General features: G+C 67.1%; 19 protein-coding genes and 2 pseudogenes. 20 read left to right on the top strand and 1 reads right to left on the bottom strand.

What is annotated here, in order from left to right:
- Nucleotides 1-194: 194 nt before the first annotated feature.
- The 8 genes and pseudogenes from ACK8CO_RS04835 to ACK8CO_RS04800 form a co-directional block, all read left to right on the top strand.
- Nucleotides 195-607 (top strand): annotated as a pseudogene (locus ACK8CO_RS04835) (integrase core domain-containing protein); the annotation flags it as partial.
- A gap of 728 nt (nt 608-1,335) precedes the next feature.
- The gene (locus ACK8CO_RS04830; protein ID WP_414898341.1) at nt 1,336-2,256 is read left to right on the top strand and encodes a helix-turn-helix domain-containing protein; all 921 of its coding nucleotides are present in this window, start codon (nt 1,336-1,338) and stop codon (nt 2,254-2,256) included.
- An 89-nt stretch (nt 2,257-2,345) separates the two neighbouring features.
- On the top strand, nt 2,346-4,439 hold the full coding sequence (locus tag ACK8CO_RS04825; RefSeq protein WP_414898340.1) for a TonB-dependent receptor: 2,094 nt from the start codon (nt 2,346-2,348) through the stop codon (nt 4,437-4,439).
- Nucleotides 4,433-5,437, top strand: a complete 1,005-nt coding sequence (locus tag ACK8CO_RS04820; protein WP_414898339.1) for a class I SAM-dependent methyltransferase — start codon at nt 4,433-4,435, stop codon at nt 5,435-5,437. Before ACK8CO_RS04825 ends, ACK8CO_RS04820 begins: the two co-directional genes overlap by 7 nt.
- Nucleotide 5,438: 1 nt before the next feature.
- Complete coding sequence (locus tag ACK8CO_RS04815) at nt 5,439-6,344, top strand: ABC transporter substrate-binding protein (protein WP_414898338.1); 906 nt, start codon at nt 5,439-5,441, stop codon at nt 6,342-6,344.
- Nucleotides 6,341-7,075 (top strand): ABC transporter permease, encoded by a 735-nt coding sequence (locus ACK8CO_RS04810; protein ID WP_414898337.1) that lies wholly within the window; start codon nt 6,341-6,343, stop codon nt 7,073-7,075. Before ACK8CO_RS04815 ends, ACK8CO_RS04810 begins: the two co-directional genes overlap by 4 nt.
- Nucleotides 7,072-7,665: an ATP-binding cassette domain-containing protein gene (locus ACK8CO_RS04805; RefSeq protein WP_414898336.1), complete on the top strand. Its 594-nt coding sequence runs from the start codon at nt 7,072-7,074 to the stop codon at nt 7,663-7,665. Before ACK8CO_RS04810 ends, ACK8CO_RS04805 begins: the two co-directional genes overlap by 4 nt.
- An 825-nt stretch (nt 7,666-8,490) precedes the next feature.
- Nucleotides 8,491-9,098, top strand: a pseudogene (locus tag ACK8CO_RS04800) (IS5 family transposase); the annotation flags it as partial.
- Nucleotides 9,099-9,712: 614 nt separating this feature from the next.
- Here the strand turns inward: ACK8CO_RS04800 and ACK8CO_RS04795 are convergent.
- Nucleotides 9,713-9,916 (bottom strand): DUF1127 domain-containing protein, encoded by a 204-nt coding sequence (locus ACK8CO_RS04795; RefSeq protein WP_080615544.1) that lies wholly within the window; start codon nt 9,914-9,916, stop codon nt 9,713-9,715.
- Nucleotides 9,917-10,239: 323 nt separating this feature from the next.
- Between ACK8CO_RS04795 and ruvC the strand changes: the two genes are divergently transcribed.
- The 12 genes from ruvC to tilS all read left to right on the top strand — a co-directional run bounded on the left by ruvC (nt 10,240) and on the right by tilS (nt 20,107).
- Nucleotides 10,240-10,746, top strand: coding sequence for a crossover junction endodeoxyribonuclease RuvC (ruvC, locus tag ACK8CO_RS04790; RefSeq protein WP_080615545.1), 507 nt, complete (start codon nt 10,240-10,242; stop codon nt 10,744-10,746).
- Nucleotides 10,743-11,438, top strand: a complete 696-nt coding sequence (gene ruvA / locus ACK8CO_RS04785; RefSeq protein WP_414898335.1) for a Holliday junction branch migration protein RuvA — start codon at nt 10,743-10,745, stop codon at nt 11,436-11,438. The genes ruvC and ruvA overlap by 4 nt, the downstream gene beginning before the upstream one ends.
- Nucleotides 11,439-11,449: 11 nt before the next feature.
- Nucleotides 11,450-12,493 carry a Holliday junction branch migration DNA helicase RuvB gene (gene ruvB / locus ACK8CO_RS04780; protein WP_080615547.1) on the top strand — a complete coding sequence of 348 codons (1,044 nt, stop codon included), beginning with the start codon at nt 11,450-11,452 and terminating at the stop codon, nt 12,491-12,493.
- 61 nt (nt 12,494-12,554) lie between these two features.
- Nucleotides 12,555-13,211 carry a hypothetical protein gene (locus ACK8CO_RS04775; RefSeq protein WP_414898334.1) on the top strand — a complete coding sequence of 219 codons (657 nt, stop codon included), beginning with the start codon at nt 12,555-12,557 and terminating at the stop codon, nt 13,209-13,211.
- Nucleotides 13,208-13,657, top strand: coding sequence for a tol-pal system-associated acyl-CoA thioesterase (gene ybgC / locus ACK8CO_RS04770; protein ID WP_414898333.1), 450 nt, complete (start codon nt 13,208-13,210; stop codon nt 13,655-13,657). Before ACK8CO_RS04775 ends, ybgC begins: the two co-directional genes overlap by 4 nt.
- Nucleotides 13,658-13,710: 53 nt before the next feature.
- The gene (gene tolQ, locus ACK8CO_RS04765; RefSeq protein WP_075781562.1) at nt 13,711-14,406 is read left to right on the top strand and encodes a protein TolQ; all 696 of its coding nucleotides are present in this window, start codon (nt 13,711-13,713) and stop codon (nt 14,404-14,406) included.
- Nucleotides 14,407-14,409: 3 nt separating this feature from the next.
- Complete coding sequence (tolR, locus tag ACK8CO_RS04760; RefSeq protein WP_414898332.1) at nt 14,410-14,886, top strand: protein TolR; 477 nt, start codon at nt 14,410-14,412, stop codon at nt 14,884-14,886.
- A gap of 9 nt (nt 14,887-14,895) precedes the next feature.
- Entirely contained in the window at nt 14,896-16,059 is a 1,164-nt protein-coding gene (locus ACK8CO_RS04755) for an energy transducer TonB (protein ID WP_414898331.1), read from the top strand.
- Nucleotides 16,056-17,384, top strand: a complete 1,329-nt coding sequence (gene tolB / locus ACK8CO_RS04750; protein WP_080615553.1) for a Tol-Pal system beta propeller repeat protein TolB — start codon at nt 16,056-16,058, stop codon at nt 17,382-17,384. Before ACK8CO_RS04755 ends, tolB begins: the two co-directional genes overlap by 4 nt.
- A 101-nt stretch (nt 17,385-17,485) precedes the next feature.
- Nucleotides 17,486-17,989 carry a peptidoglycan-associated lipoprotein Pal gene (pal, locus tag ACK8CO_RS04745; protein ID WP_080615554.1) on the top strand — a complete coding sequence of 168 codons (504 nt, stop codon included), beginning with the start codon at nt 17,486-17,488 and terminating at the stop codon, nt 17,987-17,989.
- Between the two features lie 16 nt (nt 17,990-18,005).
- The gene (ybgF, locus tag ACK8CO_RS04740) at nt 18,006-18,848 is read left to right on the top strand and encodes a tol-pal system protein YbgF (protein ID WP_414898988.1); all 843 of its coding nucleotides are present in this window, start codon (nt 18,006-18,008) and stop codon (nt 18,846-18,848) included.
- Nucleotides 18,839-20,107, top strand: a complete 1,269-nt coding sequence (gene tilS / locus ACK8CO_RS04735; RefSeq protein WP_414898330.1) for a tRNA lysidine(34) synthetase TilS — start codon at nt 18,839-18,841, stop codon at nt 20,105-20,107. The genes ybgF and tilS overlap by 10 nt, the downstream gene beginning before the upstream one ends.
- Nucleotides 20,108-20,169 lie beyond the last annotated feature (62 nt).

Below are 20,169 nucleotides of genomic sequence, written 5' to 3'. Positions count from 1 at the left end.
CATGATCCGGCCCGACATTCCGAAGACCGGCGCCGCGTGGTGGTGTCAGGGAACGCATGCCCCGCCCCGGGATCTGCCCGGCAAGGGCTGCCGTGGGCCTTGTTCCGCAAAAAATATCATATCGGTCCGGGCCATCAGATCCCGGTGCATCGCCCCTGGCTTCCGTCGCTGTCCGATTTGCGGGGAGGTGATCACCCTTCTACTGCGATCTGGATCTGCCGGTGAAAGCCGTATTGACCGGGCGAGCCATTGCAGACGCCACCGGTTCGAGGCCGATGGCGGGCGACCGCGAATTCTGCGGCACCGAAAAGCACCCCTGAGAGCTCTATCCCGAGCTCAACGTCATCGGTCACCGCCTCACCAGGGGCAACGCCGAAAGACCAACGGCTTCGTCGAGCGCTTCAACGGCACAGTGCTGGAGGAGTTCTTCCGCGTGAAGATGCGCAAGACCTTCTACGAGACCCTCAAAGCGCTCCAGACCGATCTCGGCGCCCGGCTCGTCCACTACAACACCGAGCGCCCGCATCCGGGGTATCGCAACATGGGACCCAGCCCCATCGAGACTGTCACGTCATTCCTCAGTCAGGAAGGTCAAGCGGATACGTAAGCAGCCGAGAAGATTTCGATCGTGGCTGTCTTCACGTCACGAAGCCCGCACAAGCCGAAGGCACGGATCAGGCTTGGCGACGAGCCCACATCGTGATGCGCATGCAAAATCCAATCTCTGCAGGAAATCGACATCGGCGAGGTCTTCCGCATCCATGCCGCCGCGGTCTGCATGGGATACACCGGCTTGTTCAGCTCGGTCCTGTCAGGGTGCCGTAGCAAATCGCCCCGAGGCATGAACATGCACGGCCGACACATAGGGGAGGGCTCCAACATCGCAATGTCATCAGGATCATCATCAGGATCGGCACAATTCTTGACTATTTAGGTAAGTTACTGTCTGTCTAGAGCCATCACCTTGTCTTGCGGATCGTGGCAGATGGTCCTTACTGTTGCCCCATGCGGCGGCGCCCCTGCAGAACCCTATGCCCCGGTCCCTGCGATCCCCCGCGCACCGGACCTTTTTCGGCAGCATAAGCTGCGGCGCATTCCGGGCCTTCGGCATCAGGTGCATGCACCATTCGGTGACATCGCCGAGGCCGGGAGTGATACGACTGTCGAATTCAGGGCACTGTCTCTCGTTTCGACCGCGACCTCGCTTCCGGGGCGGTGTCTGAAGGCGGAAAACCGCGTGATCGTCGGGGAAGAAAGCTCGTTCACTCAATCCGCGTCTGCTAGAGGGCATGCACGCCTGCGCCACATCCCCTTCAAAATCGACGCCTGCCAGACATGACCCTGATCGAGCCGCACCGCTTCACGCCCTTCGAGGCAGGCAGCCCGACCTCGGTCACGATCCCGGGGCTGCACCGCAACACCCATGTCGACGTCATGCGGATCACACCCGGCCTCGTGCTGGCACATAGTCATTTCTCCGCCGCTCTCCGGCATGTGGGCGACATTCGTCGTCCGGAGGATCAGTTGATCCTCACCTTCAACCTCTCGGGCCGGATGTTGCTGATCGATCCGCAGGGCGCAGCGCATGAGATCAGCGGTGGCCAGGGCTGGATCATCCGCTCGGGTGGCAAACGGGTGCAACGCATCGTCGAAAAAGGCGATGGCTGCTCGAATCTTGTCATCGCTCTTTCCGTATCGCGGCTGTCCCCCGCGCTGGCAGGCATGCTGGAGCCTTTGTTGCCCAAAACAGCGCAATTCCGTTGCCTGCGCCTGCCGGTCCCCGGCAAGTCCACGCTGAAGACGCTGCTGGACGGGCGCACCGATCCGGCGGCGCTCCTGCGCAAGGAAGGCCAGTGTCTCGCACTGATCGGGCATGCGCTGGAAGAGATCGCCGCCGCCCCGGACCAGGGCGCCGCGCGGGGCGATCCCGGGCTGCTGATCGCGCGCGTGACCGCTTTTCTCTCTGACAACCTCGCCAACCCGATCACCATATCCGGGATCGCGCAGGAGCTGGGGATGAGCCATGTCACGCTCAATCAGATCTATCGCGCGGCGACCGGAATGACGGTGTTCGAGCATCTGCGCCGCCTGCGGCTGGAGGCCGCCGAACGGCTGATCCGGCACACGGATCGCAGCTTTACCGAGATCGCCGAAGACTGTGGCTTTTCCGATGCCAGCCATCTCTCGAACGTCTTTCGCAGGCACCATGACATGACGGCAAGCGAGTGGCGGCGGCAGGTTCGTAAGAAAACCTGACCCGCTTTCGGTAAATTCAAGAGTATTTTCGTCAGTTACAAGATTCCGCCTCCGGGCCGTGGCACTGAGCCCCGAAAAGGAGGCCGCCCATGTCCCGACATTCTTCATCCCGCCCGGCCCCGAGCCGGATCGCGCTCTTCGCTCTGTCCACCGCATTGACGGGCAGCCTGATCCCGGGCCTGGCGCGGGCCGCAGAGGACACGATCTATCTGGGCGAGATCACCGTCTTCGCCAATTACTGGGAGGAACTGGCCCGCAAATCCGCCGCGACGGCAACGGTTCTGGGCGAGGGCGATCTGGCACAGCCGGTCTCCCCCGATCTCGACGCCATGGCGGGGCGTTCGGCCAATACCGTCTTCCAGCGCGCCAATTCGCAGGAACGGCTGGTCGTGCGCGGCATGTCGGCCTTCGACAATGCGCTGTCCGATCCGGTCGGCTATCTGGTGAACGGCGTGGCGTTGCCGATGGGCACGATCCAGCTGCCGCATTTCTTCGGAGCCGACAATGTGACGCTGCTCAAGGGGCCGCAGGGCACCACCTTCGGGCGCAATTCCGAGGCCGGGCTGCTGGCCGTCGACACGATCCGGCCCGGCAGCCGCGAGGGCGGCGAGATCACCCTGGGCGTTTCGGGATCGGATGCCGGTGCCTCGCCGCTTGGCGGGAGTGGGTCGGTGTCGTGGTCCGGGCGCGCGGAAAACGGTCCTGCGCTGTCCTTCGGACTGGAACATGCCCGCGATCCGGGCGTGATCTCCAACCCGGTTTCCGGCGCGGATGACGGCGACAAGAACCGGCGCCTCACCGGTTATGCGGCGGCCGAGTGGGAGTTGCAGGATGGCGGCTATCTGCGCCTGTCCACGCTGGCCGAGGATCAGAAGTTCAACAAGGAGCAGTTCCGCTATATTTCCGGCCCTCTGGCCACCGGGCGCTATGAAAGCGTCTATTCAGACCCGTCACGGGAGCGCCGCCGGATATCGGTCACCGCGCTGGAATACGGTACCAGTTTTGACGGGTTCGATCTGACGGCGATCACCGGCTTCACCACCTTCGACCGCGATTTCGTGCTGGATTTCGACGGTTCTCCGCTGACCCTTGGTGTGACGGAACTGGATGTCCGCGACCGCACCCTCTCGCAGGAGATCCGCCTGACCTCGACCGGTGCGGGGCCGTTGAAATGGGTGCTCGGTGTCAATGCCTTCAGGCAAAGCACCGATGCCGATTTCGACCTTGGCGCCATGTCGACCGACCGCCATACCGAGATCGACCAGACAGGCGCGGCGCTTTACGGTTTCGGCGAATATGCGATCAGCGAGCGGTTCCGTCTGGGGGCCGGGCTCCGACTGGATTACGTCTCGTCGGAGGCCTGGCAGCGCTTCACCTCGCCCATGGCGAGCATGCGCTACGAGGGCGATGACAGCTCGACCACGGTGCTGCCGAAACTGACGCTGGCCTATGACCTGTCGGACAGGACCACGATCCATGCCAGCTATGCACGCGGCTATATGCCAGCGGGTTACAATTACGGCTTTGCCAACAGCGCCGACAGCCTGAGCTATGACGCCGAATACAGCTGGAACGCCGAGATCGGGGTGAAGCATGAATTCGCGACCGGCACGGCGCTGAACCTCGCGGCCTTCCACACCACGGTCAGGGACAAGCAGATCACCGAGACAATTCCGGGGGCCTCGCAATATATCTCGAATGCCGGCGAGGCGAAAAGCTACGGCATCGAGGCGGAATTGACCGCGCCGCTGGGATCGGGCTGGGAACTCTCTGCCAATGCCGGATGGCAGCGCGCACGGGCAAGCGCGTTTAGGACCACCTCGATGGATCTGACTACGGGATCGCTGGTGCCGGTCGACTGGTCGGGCAATGCCCTGCCGATGGCGCCAGAGGAGAGCTGGGGCCTTGCGCTCTCGCGTCAGACGGAGCTCTGGCGCGGAAGGATCAGCCTGCACGGGTCGGGCAGCTACTGGTTCGATCCGGGCAACAGCGTGAAGCAAGACGGCTTCATGACCGTCGATGCCGAGATTTCCCGACGCTTCGGGAAGGGCGAGCTGACGCTCTGGGCGAAGAACCTGCTGGATGAGGAATATTACAGCACCGCTTCCTCGACGATCCGCGGCGTGATGGTCGAGGATGGCAGCCCGCGGACAGTCGGCGTGAACTGGAGGATGACATGGTGAGCCCGGATCGCTCGTCGGGCGCCGGGCTTCTTCTGCAGACACTGGAAGGCCCGATCCGCTATGCGCTTCTCGACTGGGCGCTGGATAGCGGGGTGTTCGGCTTTTGCGAAAGCCATGTCGCCGCGGATCTGCTGGCCCAGCGCATGGAGCTGCCGGTCGGCCCGCTGAGCCTTGCGCTCCGTGCCTTGGTGGCCGCGGGCTTCATGGAAGCGGACGAGTCCGGTTTCCGCACCGCCCCCGACATCCTGCCCTTCGTGAAGACGGGCAGCCCGTGCAACATGATCGAGACCCTGCGCATGATGGCCGGGACCCGGCATGCGGGCCTCGAGCAGTTCGGCGCGCTGGTGGCGGGCAAGGCCAGCGGCTCCGGGGCGCGATTGTTCGACGAGGCGCATTGGGATGCGCATCACCGCTCGCTCGCAGGGTTTCACCGTGCGGTTGCCACCGAGGCAACCATGCCCTGCCTGACCGGCCTGCCCGAATGGGCCCAGGCCCGGACCCTCCTGGATATCGGGCCCGGCTCCTCGGCCTTGGCCGCGCGACTGCTGGAAGCGCGCCCCGATTTGCGCATCACGCTTTTCGACCTGCCGCCGGTGGCCGAACGGATCCGGGCCGAGGCCGGGAGCCTGCCGCTCGACATCCTGCCCGGAAACTACAACCAGACCCTGCCCGGCGGGCAATTCGACATCATCTGGTGCTCGATGTCTCTCTATTTCCATGACAAGGGCCTGCCCGCGCTGATCTTCCGGCTGTCCGAGCGGCTGGCGCCTGGCGGGGTGATGGTCAGTTTCCACGAGGCGCTGAGCGATCACCGTTCTGCGCCCTCCGAACATGTGCTGGGGCGGCTGCTGCCGGCGCTGCGTCAGGGCGACGTCTCTTTCGCCGATGGCGAGATCGCCGACGCGATGGCCGGGGCCGGTCTCGTGCGTCCGAGCTCGCAGCTTCTTTCCACGGCCTTTGGCCGCTTTCGTCTGGATGCCGCCCGCAAGGAGATCTGATATGCGTCTGCTTTCCCTTTTCGTCGCGGTTCTGCCGCTGCCCGCGCTCGCCGAAGAGATCCTGCTTTCCGGCCCGCCGATCTGGGAAACTGCGCCTCTGATTGCGCTGGCCGAGGATCAGCCGCTCGAGGGGGTCACCTTCCGCTTTCGTCCCTGGGCCAGTCCCGAGGACTTGCGCAAGCAGGTCGTCGCAGACAGGCCGCTGATGGCGGTCGCGCCCTCGCCCACGGCAGCGATCTTCGATGCAACCGGCATGGAGTTGCAGGTGATGTCCGCGACGATCACCGAGGGCAGTCTTTCGATCGTCGGGCGGGGGGGCGAGCTGACGGACCTGGCCGGTCTGCACGGGGCAAGCCTCGCTCTGCCGTTCAAGGGCTACCTCCCCGACCTGATGATGCGCCGCATCGCGCGCCCCGGTCCGGAGACATGGCAGCCGCATTACACCGGCAGCCTCATCGCCGGCATGCAGCTTCTGCTCGCTGAACGGGGTGTCGACGCCGCCTTGCTGGCCGAGCCGATGGCGACACTCGCTCTGGCACAGGATCGGGACCTGACGCGCCGGGCGGATTTCTGCACGCTCTGGCGGGACGCAACCGCACTCGCAGACTGCCCCCCTGCCGGAGTGGTCATCGTCAATCCCGCATTCGCGGACCGGCCCGAGATCCGCGCCGCCTATCACGCGGCCTTCGCAAAGCTTGCCGCAGACCCGGCCAGCGCGGCCGATTTGCTGGCCACACATTTCCCCGGGATGGTGCAGGCAGGGGCCGGCTTTGCCCGTATCGCGGCCATCGACCTTCCCATGCCGGAAAAGGCAGATGTTCTGATCGATTTCTATGCCACGATCCTCGAGATCGAGCCTGACGCGGTCGGAGGCAGGCTGCCCGACAGGGATTTCTACGGAAGATGACGCGGAAGCTGGCCTTCCTGACCGGCGTGGCGGCGATCGTCCTTTTCTGGTCGCTCGCCGCACGGGCGAACCTGCCCGCGATCCTGCCCGGTCCGCTGGCGGTCCTGAAGGCGCTTGGCCAGCTGCTCGGCGATCCGGGGTTCTGGTCCGGCACCCTGGGGCCGAGCCTCGGGCGCGCCACCGGCGGACTGGCGCTGGCTTTCGCCATCGGTGCGCCGCTCGGCCTTGCGGGGTGGCGCTGGCCTGTCGTTTCGGCGCTGCTCGCTCCCTTGCGCCTGATCCTGATGGGACTGCCCGCACCGGTGCTCGCCATCCTGTGTATCCTGTGGTTCGATGGCAGCACCACGACGACCATCCTGACGGTGGCGGCGCTGCTCGTTCCGGTATTCCAGATCGCCGTCGCCGAAGGCATGAGCGCGATCGAGCCGCAGCTTGAAGAGATGGCACGGCTCTTTGACGTGCCCCCGATCCGCCGCCTGCACCGCATCATCCTGCCCGCACTCTGGACAGCACTTGGCCCGGCATTGCGGATCGCGGTTGCCAACGCGATCCGCGTGACGCTGCTGACCGAGCTTCTGTCGGGGGCCGAGGGCCTTGGCGCCGCGGTCCAACGTGCCCAAAGCTGGCTTCAGACCGACCGGCTGTTTGCGCTGGTTCTCGTGATCCTCGCGCTGATCGGACTGGCCGAGATCGCGCTTGCGGTCCTGATCCGCGAGAAGAAACGACCATGACCCTGTTCGCCGCCGAAAACATCGGCCTGCAGTATCCCGACCGCCCGGCCCCGGTCTTCCGAGACCTGTCATTGACCATCCGCGGGCAGGAGAGCCTCCGCCTGAGCGGGCCAAGCGGTACGGGCAAGACCAGCCTGATGCGGGTGATCGCCGGGCTGGAGCGCCCGACATCGGGCCGTATCCTCCTCCGGCCCCGCCGGATCGGCATGGCCTTTGCCGAGCCGCGCCTGCTTCCGGACCTCTCGGCCATCGAGAACCTGTTGTTCGTCGCCCCCAGGGCCCGCGCCGAGGCAAGCGCCATGCTGGCGGGGCTGGAGATGGCGGCATTGCAGGATGCGTCCGCAGACAGCCTCTCGAAAGGTCAGGCGCAGCGCGTGGCACTGATCCGTGCCCTGCTGATCCGCCCCGAGATCCTGCTGCTCGACGAAGCGCTTGGCGGGCTCGATATGGCGACATGGCAAACTGCCCGCGACCTGATCCTGACACAGCGTGCCCGGACGGGTTTTGCCCTCGTCGAGATCAGCCATGACCCGGCCCGGCTGATCATGCCGGAAGCCAGGGTGATGTCGTTCCGCCCTGTGCCGCGATGACTTTTGCGGTTTTCCGGAGATATGGCTTAGGTGCGTCCAGAGCCCATCCCCGGATGACCGGGAAGCCAAGGCGATCGACTTTCAGGTTGCCCCTCGCGGTCCGCTTGCGCTCCAGGAGGCAACTGCCTGCCTGAGCGATACCGGCAATGGCTGTCTTCATTTGGCGCGCGGGGCTCTCGGTACTCTCTGGGGCAGGCTGGAATTCCTGCCGGACTGAACCGGCCTTGGGCGGGTTTCGCGCCATCCTGCTGGCTCTAGCGATACGGTTATGGCCACTTGCCACCGGAGGAATGGTGCTTGGTCAGCCGGTTGAGATGCATCGATTGGGCCATCAGGCCCTCAAGGAAACCGAGCACTACACTTGCCCGGCGAGTCGGAGGCGGGCTGTCATTGGGGGAACAGGAATAGAACATAGTAACGATTGCCGCGCAAGTTGCAACATTTCCGGAAAAGTCGTGAGTTGTCAGTTGGACATTTTGTGCCGGATATCACGCAACTGCTGACTAGCAGGTGCTATTTTTCTGAATCAAATGGGCAGGCGGCGTCACGCAAAAGCACCCCAAACGTCAAGCGTTTTCGACCCAAGTCAGTCCCTCGCAACGCCTTCACAAAGGGCTGCCTGCTGTCATCCGTCCCGCCTGGTGCGAAGGCTGCTATCGGCAGCGAGCGCCGAAGTGGGTGGCGCTAGGCGCTCAAGCGCCATGTTGCGCTGCCGCAGGTCCGTTCCGAGCCCTTACCGTTTGACGCTGCGCGAGGAAGCTAGGCTGCAGCCCCATTAATTTCAGGCATTTGGCATGATTCAGGCTCCGCAAGGAGACCTGATCGATGAGCAATCTTTACTGGCTGAGCGATGCACAGATGGAACGCCTGAAGCCGTTCTTTCCCAAGAGCCATGGTAAGCCCCGCGTCGATGATCGTCGCGTCCTCAACGGCATAATCTTCATCAATCGCAATGGGTTGCGTTGGTGCGATGCGCCGAAGGAATACGGCCCGGCGAAGACCCTCTATAACCGTTGGAAGCGCTGGAGGTGAGTGGTTGAACGCCACTGGTTCGAGAGAAGCGACGAACACGGGGTCTTCGCCCGGATCATGGTCGGCCTGGCCGCCAAGAGCGCCGAACACAAGACGATCATGATCGATGCAACCTACCTCAAGGCACAGCGCACGGCGTCGAGCCTTGGGGTGAAAAAGGGGGGCGCGAGCGCCAGATAGGTCGGACGAAGGGCGGTATGAACACCAAGCTGCACGCCGTTGCCGATGCCAGGGGGTGCTCGATCGGGTTCTTCATGTCGGCTGGGCAGGTCAGCGATTATACCGGCGCGGCGGCGCTGTTGGCCAGTCTGCCGAAGGCAGGCTGGCTTCTGGCCGATCGGGGCTATGATGCCGATTGGTTCAGAGAAGCGTTGAAAGACAAAGAGATAAAGGTTTGCATCTCTCTCCTTGCTTCCCTCGGGGCAGGGCGTGAGGGGGCAGCGCGCTGATGGCGGATGCGATCTGCCGGATGCAGGGCACATGCAAAGGTGCGGCGCTGGTCGGAACCCCCGGATCGTATCGCCGGCCTGGCCTACGGTCCTTTGCGCGTCTCGCGGATCGTCGGCTGTCCTCGCAGACATGTCGAGGCCTTGCCATTCGATGCAGCGGAACCGGAAGGCGGGCTATGCCATCACCCCGCATTCGGCCTGACGCAGAGAGACTTGACGCAAGCCCGGGATGCAGGACGGATCCGGCGCATCTGCCCCCTGGAGGGAATGGAACGCTGGCAATCGGCGGACATGCCGGTTGTGGCGTCGCATGACCGATAGGGCTGCCATCCGGCCGATGCGTTGCGCCCCGTAATTTGCGTGGGCCCCATCCGGTTTGAAACCGCTCGGGACATGCATCCGGGCGTCGTGACGAGCTTGCCGCAAAATCAGCGGGAAAGGGATAAATGCCGGGCGGCCCCGTTCGGGCGCGGGCGGCAATTTCTCCCTTCGATTTCCCCGTCAAAAAGCCCCGGCCGGAAGGGTCGGGGCTGGTTGTCGTGAAGCTGCCGGGGCGGGCAGGGCGCTCAGCTCAGAAGGCGGTCGATATCGCCGCGGCACAGGCCGATATCGTCAAGCTCGCGATCGGTCAGACGCGACAGCGCATTGCGCGTGCGGCGGGCCTCGTCCCAGGCCTGGAGACGGGCGAACAGGGCGCTCACAAGGCCGAACCGGGGCGCGTCGGCCAGCAGGCGGGCCGGTTGCGGATGCGAAACTTCGAACATGGCCATCTCTTGGGTCCTTCCGTCGCTGCGAGTCGTTCGTCGACGATATGAAAGCTCAGCTAGGCGTCCGGAATGCGGGAGGCAACCCGACATTTCCGCATGCGATACATGCATCCGACGCATGTCGGAAAGGTCCCGGCAATTGCCTGTCGGAAAAGGGAAAAACTGCTTCCGCGTCTGGTCGCTTTTCGACTTCGAACAGCCGCTTTCCGGCTCTGGACAGGGGCGCATTCCGGGGGGGACGTCGAAACCGGGCTTCCGCATTGCATCTGGCCGATGTTCGCTTTTCGTGCTACTGCGTCCGAAATGCCACAAGAAATGGGGCGAGCATGCGTGTCTTGGGCATCGACCCGGGCCTCCGGAACACCGGTTGGGGGATGATCGAGCAACGGGGCAGCCGACTCGGTCACATCGCCAACGGCGTCTGTCATTCCTCGGGCGAGACCCTGGCCGAGAGGCTTCTGTCGCTGCACGCCCAGCTGACCGAGATCGTCGCCCGCCACGCCCCCGAGGCGGCGGCCGTCGAACAGACCTTCGTCAACCGCGATGCGGCGGGCACGCTGAAGCTGGGGCAGGCGCGGGGGATCGCGCTGCTGGTTCCGGCGCAGGCCGGGCTCGCGGTCGGCGAATACGCACCCAACGCGGTCAAGAAGGCCATTGTCGGTGTCGGCCATGCCGACAAGCGCCAGATCGACCATATGGTGCGGCTGCAATTCCCGGGCATCGAGATCGCAGGTCCCGATGCCGCCGATGCGCTGGCCATCGCGCTGTGTCACGCGCACCATCTGGCGGGGGGCGCGCGGCTGGCGGCAGCGCTGGCCCGGGCAGGCGCATGATCGGGCGGCTGGCCGGGCGGCTGATCCACAAGGGCGCCGATCAGGTGATGATCGATGTCGGCGGCGTCGGCTATGTCGTCCATGTCTCGGACCGCACCCTGATGGGGCTGCCGGGGCTGGGCGAGGCGGTCGCGCTTTATACAGATCTTCTGGTGCGCGAGGACCTGTTGCAGCTTTACGGCTTTCCGACGCTGCATGACCGCGAATGGCACCGGCTCCTGATGGGCGTGCAGGGGATCGGCGCCAAGGCCTCGATGGCCATTCTCGGCACGCTCGGCGCCGAGGGCGTCGGCCGGGCCATTGCGCTCGGCGACTGGGGTGCGGTCAAGGCCGCGCCCGGCGTCGGCCCCAAGATCGCCCAGCGCGTGGTCAACGAGCTGAAGGACAAGGCGCCCGCGGTGATGGCGCTGGGCGGCCAGCTGTCCGCCGAACTTGCCGCGGGCGAGGTGATCGCGCCCGCAACTCCCGCGCCGACTGTCCGGGGCAAGGCTCCGGCCGCTTCTCCTGCCGCCTCCCCGGTTTCGACCTCGGTCTCGGCCCAGGCCGATGCCCTGTCGGCGCTGGGCAATCTCGGCTATGCTCCGTCCGAAGCCGCCCAGGCGGTGGCGCGGGCCGCGGGCGAAACCCCCGGGGCCGACACCCCGGCGCTGATCCGCGCGGCGCTGAAGCTGCTGGCCCCCAAGGCGGACTGAAGGCTGACTGAATGACCGGACCCGACCCAATGCTGCGCCCCGAGGCGCGCCCCGAGGATTCCGACCGCGCGCTGCGCCCCGAGACGCTCGAGGCCTTCATCGGCCAGGCCGAGGCGCGGGCCAATCTGCGGGTCTTCCTGCAAAGTGCGCGCCAGCGCGGCGAGGCGATGGACCATGCGCTGTTCCATGGGCCCCCGGGCCTGGGCAAGACCACGCTGGCGCAGATCGTCGCGCGCGAGCTTGGCGTCAATTTCCGCATGACCTCGGGGCCGGTGCTGGCCAAGGCGGGCGATCTCGCGGCGATCCTGACCAATCTGGAAAAGCGCGACGTTCTTTTCATCGACGAGATCCACCGGCTGTCGCCCGTCGTCGAGGAGGTGCTCTATCCGGCGATGGAGGATTTCGAGCTCGATCTGGTGATCGGCGAGGGCCCGGCCGCGCGGACCGTCCGGATCGAGCTGCAGCCCTTCACGCTGGTCGGCGCGACGACCCGGCTGGGGCTGCTGACGACGCCTCTGCGCGACCGTTTCGGCATTCCCGTGCGGCTGCAATTCTACACCGTGCCCGAACTGGAAGAGATCGTGGCGCGCGGATCGCGCCTGATGGGCATTCCGGCCGATCCCGAGGGCATCCGCGAGATTGCGCGGCGCGCCCGCGGCACGCCCCGGATCGCCGGGCGGCTCTTGCGCCGGGTGGTCGATTTCGCACTGGTCGAGGGCGACGGGCGGATCACGCGCAAGGTCGCCGATCATGCGCTGACGCGGATGGAGGTCGATGCGGTCGGGCTCGACGGGGCCGACCGGCGCTACCTGCGTCTGATCGCCGAGAACTATGCCGGCGGTCCGGTCGGGATCGAAACGCTTTCTGCCGCGTTATCTGAGTCGCGGGATGCCTTGGAAGAGGTGATCGAGCCCTATCTTCTGCAACAGGGCCTGATCCAGCGCACGCCGCGGGGGCGGATGCTGGCGCAGAAGGCCTGGACCCATCTGGGGCTTGCGCCGCCACGCGCGCCGGGGCAGACCCCGCAGACCGACCTCTTTGACGGGAGCGCCTGACCGGAGCCGCGTCGCGGGGTCTGTGCAAGGCGACCGCGACCGAAACCGAAAGGAGACCGAGATGACGCCCGAAGAGGTGACCGCGCTGTTTACCCGGTCGGAGGGCGAGTATCTGTTCGCGCGCTGGGGCCGCCCCATCGCGCCGGTCGTGTTCGGGGTCGACGATGCCACGCTGGCGACCTTCAAGGGCGCCTGCGAGGCGGTGGTGGGGCTGGCCGGGCACGAGATGGCCGAGACCGACCCCGACCTTGGCTCCAATCTCATCGTCTTCTTCTTCGAGGACTGGACCGAGCTGTTGCAGGTGCCGCATCTCGACCGGCTGGTGCCCGATCTGGCGCGCCGGGTCGCCCGGCTGCAGGCGGCGGGAGCCAACCAGTACCGCTTCTTCCGCTTCGACGAACAGGGTGCGATCAAGGCGGCCTTCGTCTTCATCCGGATGGACCCCGATCTGTCGCGGATGCCCGCCGAGTCGATCGCGCTCAACCAGATCGCGCAGACGATCCTCCTGTGGTCCGATACCGCCTTCGCCGAGCGCAGCCCGTTGGCCCGTGCGCCCGGCGGCATGCTGGTCCTGCGGCCCGAGATTGCGGCGGTGATCCGGGCGGGCTATGACCCGGCGATGCCGGCGGTCGCGCGCGAGTCCAGCCATGCGCTGCGCCTCGCCGCCCGTGTCGGCCATACCCTGGGAAAGATACAGATACTCGGGCAGGAACAATGACGCATCGGCTGACCCTCCGCGTCTATTACGAGGATACCGACCTTGCCGGCATCGTCTATTATGCCAATTATCTCAAGTTCATAGAACGCGCGCGCTCGGAATGGGTGCGCGGGATCGGCATCGATCAGCTGCGGCTGAAGGCCGAAACAGGCACCGTCTTCGCGGTGCGCCGCGTCGAGGCCGACTATCTCAGTCCGGCCAGGTTCGACGATCTGCTGATGGTCGAGACCGATCTGCTGCGGCTCACGCCCGCGCGGCTGGTGCTGGATCAGGCGGTTCTGCGGGGCGGGACCCGGCTGTTCGAGGCCCGGGTGACGCTCGCCGCGCTCGGGCCCGGCGGGCGGCCGGTCCGGCTTCCGGCAGAGTTTCGCCGAAGTCTCGAAACCGGGCCGGCGGGGCCCCGCGCTGACGCGGATGTGTTGGCAATCCCCCTTAAAACGCGCTAGCGTCCGGTGTAACGCAGGTCCGAAGAACCGGACCCATCCAACGAGCAGGCAGAATGGAAACCGATACCCTTGCGATGGCGCAGGAGATTGACTTCTCCTTGCTCGCCCTTTTCTTGCGCGCGACGATCACGGTCAAGCTGGTGATGCTGTTGCTGATCGTGGCCTCGTTCTGGTCGTGGTCGATCATCGTCCAGAAGATCATCACCTACCGGAAGGCCCGGGCCGAGGCCGCGCGCTTCGACGAGGAATTCTGGTCGGGCGAGCCTTTGGACGAGCTGTTCGACAAGATCGGCCCCGAGCCGCAGGCCGCGCCCGAGCGGATCTTCGCCGCGGGCATGATGGAATGGCGCCGCAGCCACCGTCAGGACGGCAAGCTGATCGCGGGGGCCGCCGCCCGGATCGACCGCTCGATGGATGTGGCCATCGCCAAGGAGACCGACAGCCTGAATGCCGGGCTCTCCTTCCTCGCGACCGTGGGCTCGACCGCGCCCTTCGTCGGTCTGTTCGGCACGGTCTGGGGCATCAAGCATGCCTTCGAGCAGATCGCGCTGCAGCAGAACACCAACCTCGCCGTGGTGGCTCCCGGCATCGCCGAGGCGCTGGTGGCGACCGCGCTGGGGCTTCTGGCCGCGATCCCGGCGGTGGTCTTCTACAACAAGCTTTCCGCCGACAGCGACCGGCTGGGCGGGGGCTACGAATCCTTCGCCGACGAATTCTCGACCATCCTGTCGCGCCAGCTGGACGCCTGAGCCATGGGTGCCAGCCTGACCCCTCGCAAAAGCTCGGGCGGACGGCGGGTGCGCGGCCACCGCCGCCACCCTGCGGCGATGTCCGAGATCAACGTCACGCCGATGGTCGACGTGATGCTGGTGCTTCTGATCATCTTCATGGTCGCGGCGCCCTTGCTGACCGCGGGCGTTCCGGTCGAACTGCCCAAGACCGCCGCCACCGCGCTGCCGGCCGAGCAGGAGGCGCCCCTGACCCTCACGCTGACCGCCGATGGCCGGATCGTCCTGAAGGAAACCGAAATCGCCGCCGAGGCGTTGATCCCGAAACTGAAGGCGGTGGCCGCCGAGCGCGAGGATGACAAGGTCTATCTGCGCGCCGATGGTGCCATACCCTATGAACGTGTGGTGCAGGTGATGGGCGCGCTCAATTCCGCGGGGTTCCGCAATATCGGTCTGGTGACCGATACCGGCGGTCCGAGCCTTGATGGCCGGGACGAGTAGGGCGGCCAAATGAACACCGGGACCTATATCTCGGGGGGGGCGCATCTGGGGCTGATCGCCTGGGTGATGCTGGCAGGGCTGTTCGAGGCCCCGCCGCCGAAGCCGATGGAGGTGAGCGACGTGACGATCCTGTCCGGCGACGAGTTCGCGGCGCTGACGGCTCCGGCCGCGGCGCCGAAACCGTCGCAGGAGATCGCTGCGCCCGAGGCCCCCTCTCTGCCCAGCTCTCCCCGTCCGGCGCCAGCCCCCGAGGCCCGGCCCCAGCGTCCCGCGCCGCCCGTGCCGCAGGAAACGGCCGAACCCGATCCGGCGCCCGAGGCGCTCGAGCCCCCCGCCGAGGCGGATGTCGCCGAGACCGTGACCGCGCCCGAGGCGCCCGAGATCCCCGATGCCCCCGAGGCGCCGGTGACCGATACCGCGCCGCCGCGCCCCTCGACCCGGATTGCGCCCGAACCCTCGGCGCCGCCGCCCGAGGATGCCCGCGTGGCCGAGCAGCCGTCGCAGGCGACCCGTCCCGACCCGGCCTCCGAGAGCACGGTCCCCGAGGCCGATGACGCCGCGCCCGAAGAGGCCGCCACCCAGACCGTGACAGAGGCCGAGGAACAGCCCGAGACCGGGCTCGCCATGGCCGCCTCGCCGCGGCCCCGGACCCGGCCGAACCGCCCCGCCGCACCGCCGCGCGAGACCCCGCCGCCCACCGAGACCGCCGCCGCGCCGGAGGCCCCCGAAGAGCCCGCCTCGGAAGAGGACAGCCAGGCCGATGCGATCGCGGATGCCCTGGCCGATGCGATGTCCGAACCGGCCGCGGCGCCCGAGGGCACTGGCGGGGCCGGGCGCGCCGCCAGCGGCCCGCCGCTGACCGGTGGCGAGCGCGACGCGCTTCGCGTCTCGGTCTCGCGCTGCTGGAATGTCGGCTCGCTCTCGACCGAGGCATTGAAGACCTCTGTCGTGCTCGGCGTGGACATGGAAGAGACCGGAAAGCCCAGGATCGGGTCGATCCGGATGATTTCCTGGTCCGGCGGGTCGGAAGCCGCCGCGCGCCAGATCTACGAATCGGCGCGCCGCGCCATTGTGATGTGCGGGTCGTCGGGTTTCCCGCTGCCGGTCGAGAAATACGACCAGTGGCGTCAGATCGAGATGACCTTCGACCCAGGAAAGATGAGGATTCGATGATGCTGCGCCTTCTGACCGCGATCCTTGCGCTGGTCCTTGGACATGCCGCGCTGCCGGCGCAGGCTCAGAACGGTCCGTTGAGGATCGTGATCGACGAGGGGGTGATCGAGCCCTTGCCCTTCGCCGTGCCCGAATTCGTGGCCGAGAACGCGGCCGCGGCCGAATATGCCCAGAACATCACCCGGGTGATCGCCGCCGATCTGGAGGGCACGGGGCTGTTTCGCGAGATCCCGCGCGAGGCCTTCCTGTCGACGGTCACGAGCTTTGCAAGCCCGGTGCAATATTCAGACTGGAAGGCGATCAACGCCCAGGCGCTGATCACCGGCTCGGTAAGTATCGACGGCTCGGGGCGGCTCAGCGTCAAGTTCCGGCTCTACGACGTCTACGCGCAGGCGCCGCTGGGCGACGGGCTGCAATTCGGCGGCGCTGCGGCAAGCTGGCGCCGGGTGGCGCATAAGGTGGCCGATCAGGTCTATTCGCGGATCACCGGCGAGGGCGGCTATTTCGACAGCCGTGTCGTCTTCGTGTCCGAGCGCGGCCCCAAGAACGAGCGCGCGAAGCAACTGGCGATCATGGATTACGACGGCGCCAACATGCAGGCGCTGACCGATGCCAATTCGATCGTGATCGCGCCGCGCTTCTCGCCCACGGGCGACCGCGTGCTGTACACGAGCTATGAAAGCGGCTTTCCGCGGATCTACCTGCTGGATGTGGCGACCGGCCAGCGCCGGATGCTCGACGACCAGCCCGGCACCATGACCTTCGCGCCGCGCTTTGCCCCCGATGGCCAGAGGGTGCTGTTCTCGCTGTCGCAGGGCGGCAATACCGATCTCTACGAGCTCGACCTGCAATCGGGACGGCGCACCCGGTTGTCGGATGCGCCCTCGATCGAGACCGCGCCCAGCTTCTCGCCCGATGGCAGCCAGATCGTCTTCGAATCCGACCGCTCGGGCAAGCAGCAGCTTTACGTGATGCCCGCGAATGGCGGCGAGCCGCGCCGGATCTCCTTCGGGCAGGGGCGCTACGGCACCCCGGTCTGGTCGCCGCGCGGCGATTACATCGCCTTCACCAAGCAGAACAAGGGCCGGTTCCATATCGGCGTGATGCGGACCGACGGGTCCGAGGAACGCCTGCTGACCGCCTCCTTCCTCGACGAGGGCCCGACCTGGGCGCCGAATGGCCGGGTGATCATGTTCACCCGCGAAACCGCAGGCGCGGCCGGGGCGCCTGGGCTCTATACCGTCGACATCACCGGGCGGAACCTCAGGAAGGTTCCCTATCAGGGCCAGGGCTCCGACCCATCCTGGTCGCCGCTTCAGCCCTGAGCCCCCACAGACGCGCCCGGAGCCCCGGGCGCGTTTGCCTCATCCGATCCCGCTGGTAGGATCCACCTGCCGGCCATGACCCGACAAAGAGGACTTCTCGAATGACCCGCATCGCCACATCTCTTCTGCTGGTGACGGCGCTTGCCGTCTCGGCCTGTTCCAATGCCGACCGCTTCGGTTCGGCCAATGGCGGCGCCGCCGGCGCCTATGGCGCCAACGGCTCGCCCAGCGACCCGACCTCGGTGGCCTATTTCAACCAGACCGTGGGCGACCGCGTGCTGTTCGCCGTCGACCAGAGCTCGCTCTCGCCCGACGCGACCGTCACGCTCGACGGCCAGGCCAACTGGCTGAACCAGAACACCGCCTATGCCGCCACCATCGAAGGCCATGCCGACGAGCAGGGTACCCGCGAATACAACCTTGCCCTCGGTGCCCGCCGTGCCAATGCGGTCAAGGAATACCTGGTCTCGCGCGGGGTCTCGCCGAACCGGCTGCAGACCGTGACCTATGGCAAGGAACGTCCGCTCGCGATCTGCTCGGCGGAATCGTGCTATGCCAAGAACCGGCGGGCGGTGAGCGTGCTCGCGCCGGCCGCGGGGTTCTGAGGAGGACAGGATGATGATGCGGATTGCGGCGTTTGCCCTGACGGTGGCTCTGGGGCTGGCGGCGGGCGGGCCCGCCTCCGCCCAGTCGCGCGACGAGACCCTGGCGGATATCCGCCAGGAACTGACGGTGCTGAATGTCTCGGTGCAGGGGCTCAAGCGCGAGTTCTCGACCACCGGCGGCGCCATGGGAACGGCTGCCGGCGGCTCGGCGCTGCAGCGGCTCGACGCGATCGAGGAACAGCTTCAGCGGCTGACCTCGAAGACCGAAGAGCTCGAGCACCGGATCCGGCAGGTGGTCGATGACGGCACCCGCCGGATCGGCGATCTCGAATTCCGGCTGGTCGAGCTCGAGGGCGGCGACGTCTCGAAGCTTGGCCAGACCTCGACGCTGGGCGGCGGTTCCGGAGCGCAGACGCCCGCCCGGGCGATCACGCCTGCGCCCGACAGCACCGGCAGCACGGACGGCATGGAGCTTGCGGTCGGCGAGCGTGCCGATTTCGACGCGGGCAAGGCCGCGCTCGAAGCCGGACAGAACGCGAAGGCGGCCGAGATCCTTGCCCGCTTCGGCGAGACCTATCCGGGCAGCCCGCTTTCGGGCGAGGCCCAGTTCCTGCGCGGCGAGGCGCTGTCCGCGGCGGGCGAGACCTCGCAGGCCGCGCGGGCCTATCTCGAGAGCTTCTCGGGCAGCCCCTCGGGGCCGCGTGCCCCGGCCGCGCTGCTCAAACTCGGGCTGGCGCTGAAGGAGCTGGGCCAGAGCCGTGAGGCCTGCGTCACGCTGGGCGAGGTGCGCAACCGTTTCGCCGGGTCGGCCGAGGCGCAGCAGGCCGAGGGGGCGATGGGGGCCGCCGGGTGCAACTGAGCGCCCGCGCCGAAACGCTGGCCGCCGCGCTCGAGCGGGCCTGTCCGGGCGCGGCACCGCTGGCCGTCGCGGTTTCGGGCGGCGGAGATTCCCTTGCCCTGCTCCTGGCCGCGGCAGCGCGGGCGGGGGCCTCCGGGCCGGCGGTTTCGGCGGTGACCGTCGATCATGGGCTCCGGCCAGAAGCAGCCACCGAGGCCCGCCGCGTCGCCGCGATCTGCGCGACCCGCGGCATTCCCCATGACATCCTCGTCTGGCAGGGCTGGGACGGGCAGGGCAACCTGCAGGCTGCGGCGCGGCATGCCCGGCTGCGGCTGATTGCGGATTGGGCCAGGGAACGGGGCATCGGTCGGGTGGCGCTGGCGCATACCCGCGACGATCAGGCCGAGACGGTGTTGATGCGGCTCGCGCGCGGGGCCGGTGTCGACGGGCTGGCCGGGATGGCGCCCGAGCGGCGGGCCGGGGGCGTGAGCTGGCTGCGTCCCTTTCTCGGCATTCCGCGCGCCGATCTGCGCAGCTATCTCAAGGAATGTGGGCAGGACTGGATCGAGGATCCGTCGAATGACGACCGGCGCTTCGAGCGGGTGCGGGTCCGGCAGGCGCTGGAGCTGTTGCGCCCGGTCGGGATCGGTGCGGCGGGGCTGGCCGCGACCGCGACCCGGCTGGCCTCTGCCCGCGCCGCGCTGGACGCCGCGACCGCCGAGGCGGCCGCGCGTCTGGTGCGCGAAGAGGCGGGCGATCTGCTGATCGAGGCCGGGGGGCTTGCCGCGCTGCCCGAAGAGATCGCGCGCCGGCTGGTCCTGGCGGGGCTCGGCTGGGTTTCGGGTGCGGGCTATCCGCCGCGCGCCCGGGGGCTCGAGGCCGCGCTCTCGGCGCTGATGCGCGGGCCCCGGGCCACGCTTCACGGCTGTCTTCTGCAACGTGCCCGGGGGCGGATCCGGATCGGCCGCGAGCCCGCCGCCGTGGCCGGGCTAAGCTGCGCGCCCGGAACTCTCTGGGACGGACGCTGGCGGCTTTCCGGCCCGGCCGATGCAGGCTCTGGTGAGGGGGCTCCGGAGGGGCTCGAGATCCGTGCGCTGGGCGCGGAGGGGCTTGCCGCCTGTCCGGACTGGCGCGCGGCCGGGCTGCCGCGGACGACCCTGATCGCCTCGCCCTCGGTCTGGCAGGGGGGCGCGCTGATCGCCGCACCGCTGGCCGGGTATGGAAAAAACTGGAGCGCGGCGGTAAACCCTTCCTTCACGGCCCATCTTCTCTCGCATTGAACATGCGCCCTCAATCGCTATCTTAGACCAATGGCCGGGCGCGCCTTTGCCCGGCACACCGA

It is taken from the genome of Rhodovulum sp. HP10 (assembly GCF_047553435.1).
Classification (GTDB): domain Bacteria; phylum Pseudomonadota; class Alphaproteobacteria; order Rhodobacterales; family Rhodobacteraceae; genus Rhodovulum.
This window is presented reverse-complemented; position numbering and strand designations above follow the sequence as displayed.